A 15,157-nucleotide genomic window follows, 5' to 3' on the forward strand; every position below is an offset into this window, starting at 1 on the left:
ATGAGCAGAGCAACTGTCAGTGCACAAGGGTATGCGGGAGACGTCAGATCCAAAGTCGCGCGGGTCGGACTGACGGGAAAGGGAGCGCTGTACGTACTCCTGGGTTTCCTGGCGATCAAGGTCGCGGTGGGTGATCACTCTGCGGCCGGTGCCAGCAAGACCGGGGCGATCCAGACGGTCGCGCAGGCCCCGTTCGGCAAGTTCCTGTTGATCGCCTTGACGGTGGCTTTGATCGCACTGGTGGTGTGGAAATTCAGCCAGGCCGTCTCGGGTGATCCGATCGAAGGGTCTGACGGCAGCGATCGGGCCAAATACGCGGGCAAGGGCGTTCTCTACAGCGGTGCGGCGCTGGCGTCGCTGTCGGTTCTCGTCGCGAACTGGGGCGGCGATGCCGGCACGGTTCCCAGTGGTGGCGGTGGCGAAGGCCAGCAGCATGCCGCCGGGGTGGTCATGGGTCTGCCCGGCGGACGGTGGATCGTGCTGATCGTCGGTCTCGCCGCGATCGGCTTCGGTGGCTACGAAATCTACAAGCACGCCGTCAACTGCGACTTTATGAAGCGCACCGGAGCGCTCAGCAGTGACAAGCGGAAGGTGGTCGAAGCGCTGGGCCGGGCGGGCTACGTGGGTAGTGGCCTGGTGGCCATCGGTGTCGGCTTCTTCTTCGTCATCGCCGGCCTGACCTTCGACCCGCAGAACGCCAAGGGATTGTCCGGGCTATTGGCCGAACTTGCCGGCCAGAGCTGGGGGCAGGTGGTCCTCTGGCTGATCGCCGTCGGCCTGTTCGCCTACGGCTTGTTCTCGTTCGCCGAGGCGCGTTACCGCCCCGCGACCTAGGCGAGGAGACGGTTTTTGCTGTCGGCCGAACGTACGAACGGCTCAGTCCGTCCCGCGATACATTGCTATGCGTGAGCGAAGACAGGGTCCGTGTGCGGATCGCAGAAAACGGCGTGGCGACGGTGACGATGGTGCGCGCCGACAAACACAACGCGCTCGACCAGGCGATGTTCGAAGGCATGGTGGACGCCGCAGAGCAACTGGCAGGTGATAAGTCGGTCCGCGCGGTCGTTCTGCACGGCGAGGGCAAGAGCTTCTGCTCAGGTCTGGACGTGGCAAGTTTCATGGGCGGCGAACGAGGCACGGGCGTTCTGTTGACGCGAGATGAAGGTCGCCTCGCCAACCTCGCGCAGCGCGTGAGTTACGACTGGTCGTTGGTACCGGCACCCGTCATCGCCGCGATCCATGGCAACTGCTTCGGCGGCGGTCTGCAGATCGCGCTCGGCGCAGACATCCGGATCGCCGCGCCGGACGCCAAGCTGAGCATCATGGAGATCAAGTGGGGACTCGTTCCCGACATGGGCATCACCCAGACACTGCCGAGACTTCTACCGATCGACGTCGCGAAAGAGTTGACGTTCACCGGCCGCATCGTTACCGGCAGTGAGGGCTCCGAGCTCGGCTTGATCACCCGCACGGCCGCGGACCCGTTGTCGGCGGCGCTGGCGCTCGCGGGCGAGATCGCGTCAAAGTCACCGGATGCCGTCCGTGCCGCGAAGCGCCTGTACGACGAAACCTGGATCAGCAACGACCCCGCGTCTGCGCTCGGGCTCGAATCACAGCTGCAAGCCGGGCTGATCGGCTCGCCCAACCAGATCGCCGCCGTGGTGGCTGGGATGTCGGGGGAGCGGCCGGTGTTCACCGACCCGGCTTAGCTCGAACCAACCTGCGGTGGCCGTCAGGACTGACGCGCGACGATCACGGGGACCTTGGCCTTGTTGACCGCCGAGGCCCCGACCGATCCCAGCACTGTGCCACGGAACCGGCTGCAGCCGTGGCTGCCGACCACAAGTAGTTGCGCCTGTCGGGACGCCTCGATCAGACACCGTGCCGGATCGCCGATTTCGATGGAGCGGTGGATCGCCACATCGGGATAGCGTTCGTGCCAACCCGCCAGCCGTTCGGCGAGGCTTTCCTCCTCCTCGGATGGCCGAGCGTCCCAGGAGGAGTCCTGAAACGACGTCCGGGAGCCGGAAACCCAGGGGTCGGTCCAGACGTGCAAAGCCAGTAGGCCGACGCCTCGTCGGGAGGCTTCGGCAAATGCGATGGCAGTTGCAGCTTCCGATGCCGGCGAGCCGTCGATGCCCACCAGCACCGGCTCCCGCGCGGCACCGTCGATCATGGTTTGGTTGCCATGGATCACCGCGACGGGGCAGTGGGCGCTGTAGACCAATGCCGAACTCACCGAGCCCAGGCCGCGGGCCGACACGCCGCCACGTCCTCGGTAGCCGACCACGACCATCTCCACCTCTGCGGAGAGGCCGACGAGCGTCGGGATAGTCGCCGAGTTGAACACCTTGCTGTCGATCTGCAGTGGACCGCAATTGGCAGCGCACGCATCGGCGATCTCGGTCGCCGCTTCGATGGCCCCGAGCTCCGGCCGTTGCCTGCCGCCGGCCATCGCGGTGGCCTCGAACCACTCGGGCAAGGGGGCGTCGGAGATATGGACCAGAGTCAGCGGTGCGTTCCGCAGCACCGCGTCACGGGCCGCCCAGCGGACGGCGCCCAGTGCCGCTGCTGAGCCATCGACGCAAACCAAGATCGCGCCGCGTGGTGGTTGCCACATGATTCAGTTCTCTTCTGATCGTCGAATTACCAATCCGCAGCATCACCCAGGCATGCCGTGACTATCAGGGCCGAAGAGATGCAAGCTAGAGGACCAAAGGCACCGATCGAAGTCCCGGCCACTACCTGTTTTCTCCGCATTTCACCAACGGTTCGGCGAGGCCAACGATAGATTTCTTGGAGGCGGGCGACTCGTCCGAGTCGGTTGGATGAGCGTGTCAGGCGGATCATTTCTGGTTTCGTCCCTGAAAAGGAATGGGCCACAGGGGGATTGAGGGGAAGATGTCATGTCGTTGATCGTTGTGCCCGAGTGGGTTACGGCCGCGGCAGCGGATGCGGCCGACGTTGCCTCGGCGATCGGGGCTGCCGACGCGGCCGCGTTAGCTTCGACAACCGGTTTGCTCGCTGCCGCCGAAGACGAGGTATCAGCGGCCATTGCGGAACTGTTCTCCGTTCACGGCGAGGGCTATCAGGCACTGAGCGCCCAGGTCGCACAATTCCACAGCCAGTTCGTGCAGACCCTCACCAATGCCAGCGGCGCGTATGCCGCTGCCGAGGCCGCCAGTGCCGCGCCGCTGCAGACGTTCGAGGAGACCGTCACCCTCTTCCAGCGGGAGATCGCGCAGTTCCCCAACGGCGTTGCCGCCGGCTTCAACCGGATAGCCAACGAGATCTTCACGGCCGTCTTCGGCGCGACAGCCGCTCCGCCCATTCCCGCGGGGCAGGTCGGCACCTACACCGGCTCGCCATCTTTGATCACCAGATTCGAAGAGGCTTTGCTGTACCCGGTCAAGCCGCTGCTGAGTCTGTCGGGGCTGGACACCTATATCGCGACGCCGGGTAACCCCATCCTGCAGCTACTGGCCAGCGACCTGCCACCGTTGTCCTGGTTCATCGGCAATTCCCCGCCGCCGTTTTTGAATTTGCTCCTCGGGGAGACGGTCGCCTACAGCACGTATGACAGTCCCACCGGTGGGACGATGAGCGTCGTGCACATCACGCCGGCCAATGCCACCGGTGAGCAGGTTGTCGCCATCCACGGCGGCGCCTTCATCTTCCCGCCGTCCTTTTTGCACTGGATTCACTATTCGGTGATGGCCTACCAAACCGGCGCGACCATTCAGGTGCCGATCTATCCGTTGCTGCAGGAAGGGGGTACGGCCGGGCTGGTTGTGCCGATGATGGCGAACTTCGTCGCCGCACAAACCGCGCAGTACGGAACGCCGTATGTCAGTGTCATCGGGGACTCCGCCGGCGGCAATCTCGCGCTGGCGGCCGTCCAGCAGATGGTGCTCGACGGTGCGCAGATGCCGTCGTCCATGGTCCTGCTGTCTCCCTGGCTCGACCTGTCCATGACCAACCCGAATATCGCGTTCGTCCAGGATCCGTTGCTGCCCGTCGGGCTGGCGCAGCAGTTCGGCAGACAGTGGGCCGGAGGCCTGCCGATCAACGATCCGTGGGTAAGCCCGATTCACGGATCGCTGGCCGGTCTCCCCCCGACGACGGTCTACACCGGCAATCTGGACATACTCTCTCCGGATGCGCTGGTATTGAAGGCAAATGCCGCGATCGCCAATGCGCCATTGAGCTTCGTGTTGGCCAACGGCCAGATCCACGACTGGCTCATTCTCACCGTCGATGGGCCCGCATATTGGCACCAGATCAACCAGGAACTTGGTATCGCGGCCTGATCGCGTCACTTCCTGCTCGAGCATCGAGTCTGTAAATTTGCAGCGGAAGTTCGAGGCGGGTTCAAGGTTTGCCTGCAACAGAGGCTTCTGACGCTGTTGACAGTAGCCGGTCGAGGACGTTAGCGGGGCTGTCCCAGTCGAAGCGTCCGTGGCCGGTTGTTGAGCTCGATGGCTACCTCGTCGAGATGGGCGGCCGAGTGCGCCGAAAGGTCAGTTCCCTTCGGAAAGTATTGCCGCAAAAGGCCATTAGTGTTTTCTTGTGCTGCCACGCTGCCACGCTGCCACGCTGCCACGCTGCCACGCTGCCACGCTGCCACGCTGCCACGCTGCCACGCTGCCACGCTGCCACGCTTGCCACGGCGAATGCGGGTCGCAGAAGTAGATGTCGATCCCGGCGTCAATGCTGATAAGTCCGTGAGCGGCCATTTCGTGGCCCTAAGCCCAGGTGGGTGTTTTCCAGAGATTCGGAGGAAGGGCTTGGATCTTGGCGATCATGGCGTCAGCGACCACGTCGGCCTCGCGGCTGGCGGGCAGGTGCAGCAGCTGCACAAAGCCAGTGGAACGCTCCACCAAGGTGCCGATCTGGGAGGCCTTGTTTTTACCGATGATTAGATCGCCCTCCGAATGCCCAGGCACGGCCCGGGTCAGCGGCCTCGGTCGTCTACCAGAGCACCCCATGCTCAATCGACAGGATGAACCCATGGCTGCCCTCGGTCTGGCAGTGCACGGCCCCCTGGTCGTCGACCGCGCACGCCGCGCCCATGGTCTGAACCCGGTAGCCCGCGGGCAACACCGGAAAGTCCTGGGTGAAGATCCGGGTGTCCGAATGGCGGTACTGAGCGGGGTGGGTCGCGTCGGCAAAGGTTTGGTTGGTGCCCGGTGGGGCGTCCGCCGGCACCGCGTCACAGCCGATCGGGCCGCCGTTGGGCGCGATGCCGCAGGAGCGGCCATCGGGTGTCTTGAAGTAGACCCAGGAGAACGACGAGGAGCTGTAGGTGCCAGGGGCCAGCGGATAGCTGTCGAGGTCGTCCACCGCTGGACTGTTGTCATCGCCGGGTGCGGCGACTGCCGGAGCGACCGAAATCGCCATCGCGCTCAACGTGGTCGACAGCCCGTACCGCCATAGCCGCATCCACTGACCCTATTCGATCGCGGCCTGGTTGCTGGCGGACTTATGACCCGAAGTCCAGGGTCCTTGGTCTCTAATCGCGTGCGCACCGGCGCCAAGTACTGGAAGCGTCACCGGGGTTCGGTCTGGGATGGCGATGACGGGAACGTCGACGACACGACAGACCGGCCACGATGCGAAAGATCAGCGCCGTCTGTGGCAGACGGAGACGTCCGGCCCGAGCATCTACGAACTCAGCCTGGACGCAACCGTGGTCAACCGCACCGGGCCGGGACAATCGTGAACGACCCACAGCGGTAGTTGCTCGGGGAAGTCCCGGACCAGTTCGGCATCGCAGGGCGGTCCCGTCGAATGGAAAGTACTCGACTAGGTGTTCAAAGAGATTGCGGTGCAACATATTTGACGCATGGCCAAGTCGGGACTTTGGACCCTATCGACGCACTCGGCTCAGTGCTGTGATCGAAGCATCCCTGCGGGTGGGCGGCGAAGATCATGGGCGGTAGTCGAAGTCACGGTTGGCGAGGTGGTCGGCGCCGATCACCGCGGCCCTCGCCGGGTGTGCGTCTGGGCAACGCGGCAGGAGATCCAGATGGCGAATGACGCGAACGGGCAGTGGATGGGTCTGGGCGTCGGCGACGTCGACAACCCGGACACCCCGCGCGATGCCCCGAACTGGAATGCGATCAGGCTGCTGACGGCCAAGCTGCACGACAAGTATCAGTGGGCGCGGGACTTGGGAGTGGTGGCCCAGCCGAACTACGACGAACTGGTGGCTCGCGCCGTCGAGCAGTTCTGCCAGCGAACCGGGTTACCGATCAGCCGCGACCCGAATGGGCGAGTGGTGGCCAATCTCGCTGTCCGCCAACGGCTCGGCAGTTACCCGGCGCCCGGCGCCGACGACCGGGTGCGCTCCGGATCGGCGCGGGTCCTGCCGATCATGTTCACTGTCGAAGGCCACAAATCGGACATGTTCTACGGGCCGGTGGCCGACACGGCCACCCAGCTGGAGGGGGAGGGGCTCTGCCGCCATCAGCCGATCGGCTACCACAACGCGGCCTTCCCGTTCGACAACGCCAGCGGCGAGAACGAGCTGGCCCGCCTGGTGGGCGCGACCGTGATGGACAACGGGGTGCCGTTCCCCGCCGGCACCAAGTGGGTGCTCGGCATCTTCAGTCAGGGCGCGATCGTCGGGTTCGACTTCTGGATGGACCACCTCGCCCCGGGCAAGCCGCTGGAGTGGCGCGAGGCGGATCTGCTCGGCGTGCTGGCCTACGGCAACCCGTGCCGTCAGACCGACAGCATCGCCCCCTGGGCAACCGGATGGCTCAAGAAGACGGGAACACATGGCCTGGACCCCTACCGGCGCTTCGGCCTACCGGGATTCCCGGTGAAGCCGGACAATTGGATGGACGTCTACCGCGAGGGCGACATCTTCGCCGAGAACGGTGACAACGACGCCAGCAAGGCCAAGGCGGCGGTCTACCAGGCCGTCGCGCGTGGCGACTTCTTCTCCGACCCGATGTCGTTGGCGTTCCAGATCAGCACGCTGTTCAGTAGGCCGGAAAGGGAGATTTACGCGATCATCGAGGCGATCATCTCGGGCGTCGTGTTTCTGAAGGACAAGCCGAACCCGCACTACTCGCCATACGACATCAGCGGCGGGGTGAGCTGGGTGCGGAGTCTGCTCACCGGCCGCCCGGCCGTGCCGGCACCCGCCACTCCGGCCACCGCGTGACGTATGCAGAGAAGGAATCAGAACATGGCATCGATACCAGCCGCAGCGCGAAAATCGTCCCGCCAGTTGAGTATTGCCAAGTCCAGCAAGGTCAAGTACCACCCACTGGCGCCCGGGACTTACACCGGTCAGAGCAGCGGTTACCGCATCGAAGACCGTCCTGAGCATCGTGGCGTCGACATCGCGGCGGATCACGGCACCCCGATCTACGCACCCGCGGACGGCTTTTTCGTCCGCGTCGGAATCAATGACGATCTAAGGGGGTTCGGTTCGTGGCTGTGGATCGACGCGCAACAGGAATGGGGCTTGGACTTCGTTCTTGGCCACATGCCCCCGTCGTCGTTGGTGAATCCGGACACCGGTCAACCACGGAAGACCAACGAGCGCGTACGGGCCGGCCAGCAGATCGCGGTCGTCGGCTCCGAAGGCGCTTCCTCTGGCCCGCACCTGCACTTCGAAACCTGGGGTCCACCGGGCCGCGAAGGTGGACAGGACCGCGACCCGAACGAAGTGTGGCTCAAAGACGCGGTCGATCCCCGGAAGGCGCCGAAAGCGCAGGCGGCACAGCCTGGTACGTCACTGGTTGGCCAGGTTCTCGTCGACTACTCCGCCGGTGTTCCCAGTGCCGAGCAGATCCGGGCCGCGGGGTATGCCGGTGCGGTGCGTTACGTGTCCGATCCTCGTGAGGGCTGGATGCACGGCAAGCCGTTGCGCAAACAGGAAGCCGACGATCTGCGTGCTCACGGCCTCGCGGTGGTGTCGAACTATCAGTTCGGCAAGGCCGCCAACGCGGACTGGAAAGGCGGAGCGGCGCAAGGATACAAAGACGCCGAGCGCGGGCAGCGACTACACGCCGACGCCGGCGGGCCGGACACCGCGCCGATCTACGTGTCGATTGACGCCTGCCCCAGCGAGGAGGAGTGGAACACGCAGTGCCGCCCGTACCTGTTGGCCTGGCAGGAGCGGCTCGGCAGGGACCGGACCGGCGTCTACTGCAATTTTCCCTGCATCGAGTGGGCGATCCGCGATGGCATCGGCACGTATTTCTGGATGCACGACTGGGACGAGGGATACAGCGGGGGACGGGTCCATCCGGCCGCCCACCTGCACCAGTTCGAGATCGACAAACAACACGTCGGCGGCGTCGGCGTGGATCGCAACCGCATCCTGCGAGAAGACTTCGGTCAGTGGGATCTCGGCCGGGAGGACGCTGCGGCGCAACAGGAGTCGGGCCGCTGGACGGTCTTGAAACAACTGGGCTCGTTGACCCGCCAGTCCGATGCCGATGCCGTCGCGGAAGTCATCGTCAGCGAAGGGCTGCGGCGCCGCTACAACAGCGATGAAGTGATCGCCTGCCTGGCTACGGCGATTCAGGAGTCGTCCCTGCATCCGGACGCTGTCGGCGGCGGCGGAGCCTGGCACGGTGTCTACCAGCAGGACGAGAGCTACCCCCGCCGCGACGATCCCAACGAGAATATCCGGGCGTTTCTTGACCGCCTTGACGAAAAGCGTTGCAGCCCAGGTGCATCGCCAGACATCTGGAAAAACGTGTTCTGGCTCCAGCAGCGTCCCGGTGAAAGCTCCGCCGACGACGCCTACAACGATCCAGACGCACGCCGCGACTATCTCACCGAGATCAGAAGCCGCATGGCGCGAGCCGGCGAACTTTTCGAACGCTTCACCGCAATACGAGGAGGAAGAGAAGTGGCGTACACCGGGGACCCCGTGTGGTTGGAAGATGTTCTGCGCGAAGTGCTCGGCGACCGGTTGGTGGTCCACGAGGGCTGGCAGGACCGCGGCACCGGATGTGGCGAGAACGGCTCCAGCTCGATGGGGCCGATCTGGGGCGTGATGATCCACCACACGGGCAACGTCAAGGAACAGTGGGAGGCGATCCGCGACGGTGTGATGCAGCCTTCAGGGTGGCTGGAAGGGCCGCTCGCGCAAGGGTTGATCACATCCGACGGCACGTTCCACCTGGTGGCTGTCGGTCCATGCAATCACGCCGGCCCGGGTTGTTATCCGGGAATCCCGCACGGCTGCGGCAACACTCGGCTGATCGGCTTCGAGTGCGCCTGGCAACCCGGGGCGCACCATGCCGGCAACGAGACGTGGCCGTCCGCCCAGATCATCACCATGCGCGACGCGAGCGCGGCGGTGCTCAAGAAACTGGGGTACGACTCTCGTCACGTCATCGGGCACAAGGAGTGGGCCGGTGCGGATAACCCACTCGGCATCAACGCCCAGGGCAAGCCGGACCCCGGTGACATGGACATGACGTGGTTCCGCGGCGAGGTGGACAAGGCGATGCTCGGTGTGTTCGAGAAATTCGAGCACCAGGAATCCGAGATAGGGGAGGACAAGAATCCGGAGCTTACCGATCACGCTCTGCTGCAGCAGATTTGGGAGCAGTTGCTGGGACCCGAGGGAAAGGGCTGGCCGCAGCTCGGCGGCAGGACTCTGGTCGATGCGCTGGCGGAGGTCCTGAAAGGTGACGTCGGCGGCCACCTCCTTGCCGAAGCGGAGGCTGTCACTACCCCGCCCGCGTTGAACAAGCCGCTGGCGCGCTCGCGTCGGGCCCCAGCCAAGAAGACCGCTGCCCGTGGCCGCAAGGCCGCTGGCGCAGGGTCGCTGCAGGACGCTTAGCGCGGCCGGTGACACCGTGAGCGCTCCCGACAAAGCAATCGAGGCTCCGGACGCGGCCGGGGGACCGCGGCGCACCCGATGGGCGAAGGCACGCGTGTGGATCGGGGCAATCGTCACGTCGGCCGTCGTGATCCCGCTACTCACCTTGGGAGTCACCTCGGCCGTGCAGTGGTTCGGCCGGAAATTGAACCCAGAGCAGTATCTCTCGGTAGCGGTGGTCATCCCATCGCCGGCGTCTGCCGACGGCGGTGAAGGCTGGGTGTTCGACAAATCCCCAGCCGAACTGCGGTTACCGCCGGAGCATGGCGACGTCGACAAATGGGCGGATGCGAACGGTGGCATTCCCGCCAGCGGCAACGTCATCGTGGTCACCCTGCAGGGCCTCCACGGGCATACCGTTGTCGTCCAAAGCATTTCCGTCGAGATTGTGTCGCAGACCGGTCCCCTGCAGGGAACCCACCTGATTCCGCTCAGGGCGAAGGGCCTGCTGCCTACCTATGACTTCGGTCTGAACTTGGACGCGCGCCCGGTCGCAGTCAGAGCACAGGCCGACCAACGGCTGCCACACTCGATCAGCAGCGCTCAGCCGGAGGCCTTGCGTATCGCCGCGGTGACGAACACATGCACGTGTCAGTGGACGGCAACGCTGCGATGGTCGGCAGACGACGGCGAGCAGGGCACCACGAGGCTCGGCGACGAAGGCGGCCCGTTTCGAGTGGCCGCCACGGTCCATGCGACGACCGTGATGCTCGGCTAGAGGCCGCCGGCAGCGTTAGGCGTTCCCCAGCACGATGTTGCTGAATAGCATCGCGGCCCAATAGGTCGCCAGGAGAGTCGACGCGAAGCCCAGCAACGCGAGAAATATCGGCGGGGTCAGGATCAGCGCACCCAGCTGGACGAGAAAAGTCCACGGATTGTCGTCTGCCGCCGGCGCGGCGAGCGCAACCGACGACAACACCGCGGCACTCGAGGCCTCCGCGCTCGCGTACGCGTTGGCGCCGTTGCTCAGGGTCTGGGTGAACTGGTCATGGAATGCCGCAGCCCGCGCGGAGACTTTCTGGAACTCCTCGGCGTGCAAGCCGAACACGCCCGCGATCGCCGTGGACACCTCATCGCTTGCAGCGCTGGCGATGTCGGTCGTCGGCGCCGCGGCTTTCAGATGGGCGAAATCCAGTTCCGATCCGATGGCTGCCAGCTCGCGTGACGCGGTGATGAGACTTTCCGGCGCAACCTGCATCTTCGGCAGCATATCCACGACGGCGCCGCTCGACATGGGTTTGCGGCAAACCGCTGCATGAACCCTCAACGGAGGCATAAGCTCTCGACAATCGGGCGATCGAAGGGTGGAGCGGCGCTGTGTCGTATGTTGTTGCGTTTACCGACCTGATGTCCGCCGCGGCCACCGACGTGTCTTCGATCGGTTCGGCGGTCGCGACCGCAAATCAAGGCGTGGCAGCCGTAACCACTGCGGTACTGGCGGCGGCCGAGGACGAGGTGTCGGCGGCGATCGCCGCCCTGTTCAGCGCGCACGGCGAGGGCTATCAGGTACTCAGCGCACAGGTGGCCGCCTATCAAGAGCGGTTCACACAGGCGCTGGCGGGCGCGGCCGGGGCTTACGCCTCCGCTGAGGCCGCGAGCGCCGCGCCGTTGGCGGCCTTCGAGCAGGTGGTGCTCGGCGTACAGCAGATCCCGACGAACCTGGCTGCCGGATTCGCATCGCTAACGTCGATCCAGGGGTCTCCGCTACTAGCGCTGATCGCCAGCGACGCTCCGCCGCTGTCGTGGTTTCTCGGCAACTCTCCGCCACCGCTGCTGAACGCACTGCTGGGTCAGACGGTCGAGTTCACCTCGTATGACGGGATGCGGGTCGTACAGATCACACCGGCCAATCCGACCGGCGAGTACGTCGTCGCCCTGCATGGCGGTGCGTTCATTTTCCCCGCGTCGTTCTTCCACTGGATCAATTACTCGGTCACGGCCTACCAGACCGGTGCGACCTTCGAGGTGCCGATCTACCCGCTGCTGCAGGAGGGCGGTACCGCCCCCTGGGTAGTGCCCCGCACGGCGGGCCTGATCTCCTCGCTAATCACCCAACACGGCGCGCAGAACGTCAGCGTCGTCGGTGACTCCGCGGGCGGCAACCTCGCACTGTCGTCCGTTCAGTACCTGGTCAGCCACGGCAACCCGGTACCGGCGTCAATGGTGCTGATTTCGCCGTGGCTGGACGTCGGGGCCGGCGGTCTCGGCGCGGTCTGGGCGGGCGGTCTTTCCACGACCAACCCGATGGTGAGTCCCTTGTACGGGTCACTTGCCGGGCTTCCGCCGACGTACGTCTACTCCGGTGCGTTGGATCCGCTCGTGCAGCAAGCGGCCGTCCTTCAGCAGGCCGCCATCGCTCAAGGGGCCCCGGTCAGCTTCATACTGAACCAGACCGGGATTCACGACTTCATCCTGCTCACGCCGAGCGGTTTGCCCTATTGGCCGGACATCAACCGGCAACTCGGCATCGTGGCCTGATTAGGCGGTCACCGGGCTCTTTTCCTCCGACCTTGCGGAGTCGCCCAACGGGTTTTGAGCAGGCACCGGGTCGAAGGCGGCGGGATCGGCCAGGTACTCACGAAAGATGCGGGCCATCGTCGCCGCCTGGTAGCCGTCGACGAAGCGGTGGTCCAGATTGATCGTCAGCGGTAGCACCGGACGAACGACGGGTTGACCGTCTCGAGCCAACACCTTGTCGGTCACGGCACCCAGCAGGATCGTGATGGGCACGTGGCAGAACGTCGGCACCGGGGCGGCGGCCGAATCCAGGCCGTAGGTCCCCACGTTGCTGACCAGTATGGATCCGTACGGGCGGGCTTCGAGTCCGGTGAAGGGAAGAGCCAACTGCAGGCTCTCGGTGACGAATCCCACGCCCGCCATCAGGGGACGAAGCAGTAGCGGCGGCAGCCCTTTGACCATGGCCTTCATCTTCTTGAACTGCGGGTCATGATCGTCGCGGATGCGCCCGGCGCGGTCGGCCAGCTCCTTGGCGATCGCCCAGGGCGGCTTCTCGTTGATGCGGCGGACAACGGTGCCCGACAGATCGGTCCTGGCTGCCTCGACGCCGGATACGGGATCGGTGCGAAGCGACACCACGAAGAAGCAATCGACGGTGGGGGAGGGCACGAAGCTACCGAACACGACCCGGCCGTTGAGCCCTGGGAGGGCTTCGACGACCTTGCCGGCAGCCCGACCCACCAGGTCTACGGGCGTGATGTGCTGGCCGGTCGCGTGCCGAACCTGGTCGATGTAGTCGAGCAATTGACCGGCTTCGACGTCGATGGTGGCCGAGATCGTCGGGTCTGTCCTGGGACGCCAGGTCGCCATGGCGATCTTCCGCCAGACGGAGAACGGGATTGCCGACGTGGTCTCAGTCATCGTTCGAGAATCTGTGATCCGCGCCACGCGCGGCCAGAGGACAAGGTCACCGGCCAGCGGGTCTTTCGGACGAAAGCTCCGCGTAAGTCGCCCTAGCCGGCCGCCTGCAGGGTGACATCGGAGAGTTCGGTGCGGCTCTGGCCGTTGGTGGAGCCCAGGGTGGAGATCCACACCAGCACATTCGACGTCTTCGTCTGGTTCGTCACCGTGATGCGGTTGCGACCGGGTAGCAGCGTCGCGGTGGGCGCCAGTTCAGTCGTATCCGCGAGCTTGGCCGGCTTCTCGGTGGGGGACGATCGGATCTGTACCTGTGTACCCGTACTGGGCACGTCGAGCATCACCGTACTGAGCGCGGTGGGTTCGGACAGGTGCAGCATCAGGCCCATGCCCTGGATGAACCTAGGGAAGGGGACGGCGTCGGTGTAGGTCACCGTGGACCATCCCGTGTCGGGATTGCCGTCGATCGCCAGTTTGGCGTCCTGTGGGTTGTCCGGCGTGCCGTCGGGAGAAAACACCGTGGCGCTCACCGGCTTGACGATGGGTCCCGGCCGCGTCTGCCGGCCGCGTCCGTGGGTGAAGTAGAACAGACCACCGGCGGTCAGCGCGATGACGGCGATCACCGCCACGGCTGCCAGGACCCACACCTTGCGCCTCTTGGGCGACGAGGCCATCGGCGCTGTGGGCGATGTCGCGGGCGGCTGGGGCCGCGGGCGCCTCGGGCGCGCGCCGGCGGAGAGGTTGACGATCTTGTCGGCGTCGAGGATCTCGCCGTCCCACATGCCCGTGACCTCGATTTCGTCCCCGTCGGTGAGTTGACCTGGGACCAGATCGGTCTGAATCTCGACCGGAAGAAGAGCCGGCAGGTCCTCGAGCGGTTCGTGCGGCACCACGTGCACCGACAGGGTGCCGACGTCATCGACACCGACCGGGCTGGACTGCACGGCGCGTGCGGTGCCGCTGACGACGAGACGCTCGAGCCGCTGGGTCGTCGGACGCTCGGCAGAGCCGGGGCTTTCGGTCTGACCGGCTTGCGTCAGCGCCCGGGCGAAGTCGGCGCACGTCGGGTAACGCTTGTGCGGGTCCTTGGCCAGCGCCTTCGCCAGCACGGCGTCCAGGTGCGCCAGCTCGGGACGGCGCTGCGATATCCGCGGCGGCGGTGAATTGAGGTGGTGGCTGAGCACCACCGCGCGATTGGAGTCCAGGAACGGCGGAGCGCCGGTCAGCAGGAAAAAGGTGGTGGCGGCCAGCGCATACTGGTCCGCCCGGCCGTCCAGCGGCTTGCCCAGGAGTTGCTCGGGGGCAACGTAGCTGATGGTCCCGACGGCGACGTTGGCCTCGGTCAGGTTGCTGACGTCGTCGATCTTGCGGGCGATGCCGAAGTCGGTCAACAACACCCTGCGCCGCTGGCCGTCGGCTGCCGCCACCAGGATGTTCTCCGGCTTGACATCGCGATGAAGCAGACGGCGATCATGGCCGAAGTCCAGTGCATCGGCCACCGCGGTCACGATTTCCGCGACATCTCGTTCGGGCATGCCGTCCGGGTGGCGGTCGCGCACCAGCTGGCCGGCATCCATGCCGTCCACGTATTCCATCGAGATCCACAACCGGCCGTTGAATTCACCCCGGTCGAGGACGCCGACGATATGGGGATGCCACAGCGTCGCGGCCAATTCGGCTTCACGCTTGAACCGCGCCTGAAACTCCTGGTCGGAGGTGGCTGCCAGGGACAGAACCTTCAGCGCGTCGTGACGTGGCAGACGCGGGTGCTGGGCGAGATAGACCTCGCCCATCCCGCCAGTGCCGAGCAGGCGCTCGATCACGTAGCCAGCGAAGACCTCGCCGTTTTTGAACGGCATGCCCGAAAGCCTACAAACCGGTACGGCGGGGGAGCCAATTTCGCCCGGCGCGAGCCGTGCCGGC

General features: G+C 65.3%; 12 protein-coding genes and 1 pseudogene. 7 read left to right on the forward strand and 6 right to left on the reverse strand.

Going from position 1 to position 15,157, the window contains the following annotated elements; all coding sequences use genetic code 11:
• Both JX552_RS08480 and JX552_RS08485 read left to right on the forward strand, forming a co-directional pair.
• Positions 1–834 carry a DUF1206 domain-containing protein gene (locus JX552_RS08480; protein WP_205876923.1) on the forward strand — a complete coding sequence of 278 codons (834 nt, stop codon included), beginning with the start codon at positions 1–3 and terminating at the stop codon, positions 832–834.
• Positions 835–905: 71 nt separating this feature from the next.
• Positions 906–1,709: a crotonase/enoyl-CoA hydratase family protein gene (locus tag JX552_RS08485; RefSeq protein WP_205876924.1), complete on the forward strand. Its 804-nt coding sequence runs from the start codon at positions 906–908 to the stop codon at positions 1,707–1,709.
• A 23-nt stretch (positions 1,710–1,732) separates the two neighbouring features.
• Here JX552_RS08485 and JX552_RS08490 read toward each other — a convergent pair whose 3' ends face one another.
• Positions 1,733–2,620: a universal stress protein gene (locus JX552_RS08490; RefSeq protein ID WP_205876925.1), complete on the reverse strand. Its 888-nt coding sequence runs from the start codon at positions 2,618–2,620 to the stop codon at positions 1,733–1,735.
• 286 nt (positions 2,621–2,906) lie between these two features.
• On the opposite strand from JX552_RS08490, the gene lipY (JX552_RS08495) reads away from it, so the two are divergent.
• Entirely contained in the window at positions 2,907–4,310 is a 1,404-nt protein-coding gene (gene lipY / locus JX552_RS08495) for a triacylglycerol lipase LipY (protein ID WP_205876926.1), read from the forward strand.
• Positions 4,311–4,371: 61 nt separating this feature from the next.
• On the opposite strand, the pseudogene JX552_RS34035 reads toward lipY (JX552_RS08495), so the two are convergent.
• A pseudogene (locus JX552_RS34035) lies at positions 4,372–4,952 on the reverse strand (IS30 family transposase); the annotation flags it as partial.
• A 19-nt stretch (positions 4,953–4,971) separates the two neighbouring features.
• Positions 4,972–5,442 (reverse strand): hypothetical protein, encoded by a 471-nt coding sequence (locus JX552_RS08505; protein WP_241010966.1) that lies wholly within the window; start codon positions 5,440–5,442, stop codon positions 4,972–4,974.
• A gap of 586 nt (positions 5,443–6,028) precedes the next feature.
• Between JX552_RS08505 and JX552_RS08510 the strand changes: the two genes are divergently transcribed.
• The 3 genes from JX552_RS08510 to JX552_RS08525 are packed head-to-tail and all read left to right on the forward strand — an operon-like array spanning position 6,029 to position 10,577.
• On the forward strand, positions 6,029–7,174 hold the full coding sequence (locus JX552_RS08510) for a peptidoglycan-binding protein (RefSeq protein WP_205876927.1): 1,146 nt from the start codon (positions 6,029–6,031) through the stop codon (positions 7,172–7,174).
• Between the two features lie 24 nt (positions 7,175–7,198).
• A complete protein-coding gene (locus tag JX552_RS32075; protein ID WP_241010967.1) occupies positions 7,199–9,820 on the forward strand; it encodes a glycoside hydrolase domain-containing protein in 2,622 nt (873 codons plus the stop codon).
• 16 nt (positions 9,821–9,836) lie between these two features.
• Positions 9,837–10,577, forward strand: coding sequence for a hypothetical protein (locus JX552_RS08525; protein WP_205876928.1), 741 nt, complete (start codon positions 9,837–9,839; stop codon positions 10,575–10,577).
• Positions 10,578–10,592: 15 nt separating this feature from the next.
• Here JX552_RS08525 and JX552_RS08530 read toward each other — a convergent pair whose 3' ends face one another.
• Positions 10,593–11,057: a PE family protein gene (locus JX552_RS08530; protein WP_205876929.1), complete on the reverse strand. Its 465-nt coding sequence runs from the start codon at positions 11,055–11,057 to the stop codon at positions 10,593–10,595.
• A gap of 119 nt (positions 11,058–11,176) precedes the next feature.
• Between JX552_RS08530 and lipY (JX552_RS08535) the strand changes: the two genes are divergently transcribed.
• Positions 11,177–12,337: a triacylglycerol lipase LipY gene (gene lipY, locus JX552_RS08535; protein WP_205876930.1), complete on the forward strand. Its 1,161-nt coding sequence runs from the start codon at positions 11,177–11,179 to the stop codon at positions 12,335–12,337.
• Here lipY (JX552_RS08535) and JX552_RS08540 read toward each other — a convergent pair whose 3' ends face one another.
• Together JX552_RS08540 and JX552_RS08545 are read right to left on the reverse strand one after the other, a co-directional pair.
• Positions 12,338–13,237 carry a 2-oxo acid dehydrogenase subunit E2 gene (locus JX552_RS08540; protein WP_205876931.1) on the reverse strand — a complete coding sequence of 300 codons (900 nt, stop codon included), beginning with the start codon at positions 13,235–13,237 and terminating at the stop codon, positions 12,338–12,340.
• A gap of 92 nt (positions 13,238–13,329) precedes the next feature.
• Positions 13,330–15,093, reverse strand: a complete 1,764-nt coding sequence (locus tag JX552_RS08545) for a serine/threonine-protein kinase (protein WP_205876932.1) — start codon at positions 15,091–15,093, stop codon at positions 13,330–13,332.
• Between the last annotated feature and the right edge of the window lie 64 nt (positions 15,094–15,157).

It is taken from the genome of Mycobacterium gordonae (assembly GCF_017086405.1).
Lineage (GTDB): Bacteria > Actinomycetota > Actinomycetes > Mycobacteriales > Mycobacteriaceae > Mycobacterium > Mycobacterium gordonae_D.

Bases quoted from the DNA above. Each gene is read 5' to 3' on its own strand.
- JX552_RS08505 (WP_241010966.1), bottom strand. From the start codon at position 5,442: ATGCGGCTATGGCGGTACGGGCTGTCGACCACGTTGAGCGCGATGGCG.
- JX552_RS08480 (WP_205876923.1), top strand. From the start codon at position 1: ATGAGCAGAGCAACTGTCAGTGCACAAGGGTATGCGGGAGACGTCAGA.
- lipY (WP_205876926.1), top strand. From the start codon at position 2,907: ATGTCGTTGATCGTTGTGCCCGAGTGGGTTACGGCCGCGGCAGCGGAT.
- JX552_RS08490 (WP_205876925.1), bottom strand. From the start codon at position 2,620: ATGTGGCAACCACCACGCGGCGCGATCTTGGTTTGCGTCGATGGCTCA.
- JX552_RS08510 (WP_205876927.1), top strand. From the start codon at position 6,029: ATGGCGAATGACGCGAACGGGCAGTGGATGGGTCTGGGCGTCGGCGAC.
- JX552_RS08530 (WP_205876929.1), bottom strand. From the start codon at position 11,057: ATGCAGGTTGCGCCGGAAAGTCTCATCACCGCGTCACGCGAGCTGGCA.
- JX552_RS08545 (WP_205876932.1), bottom strand. From the start codon at position 15,093: ATGCCGTTCAAAAACGGCGAGGTCTTCGCTGGCTACGTGATCGAGCGC.
- JX552_RS32075 (WP_241010967.1), top strand. From the start codon at position 7,199: ATGGCATCGATACCAGCCGCAGCGCGAAAATCGTCCCGCCAGTTGAGT.
- JX552_RS08540 (WP_205876931.1), bottom strand. From the start codon at position 13,237: ATGACTGAGACCACGTCGGCAATCCCGTTCTCCGTCTGGCGGAAGATC.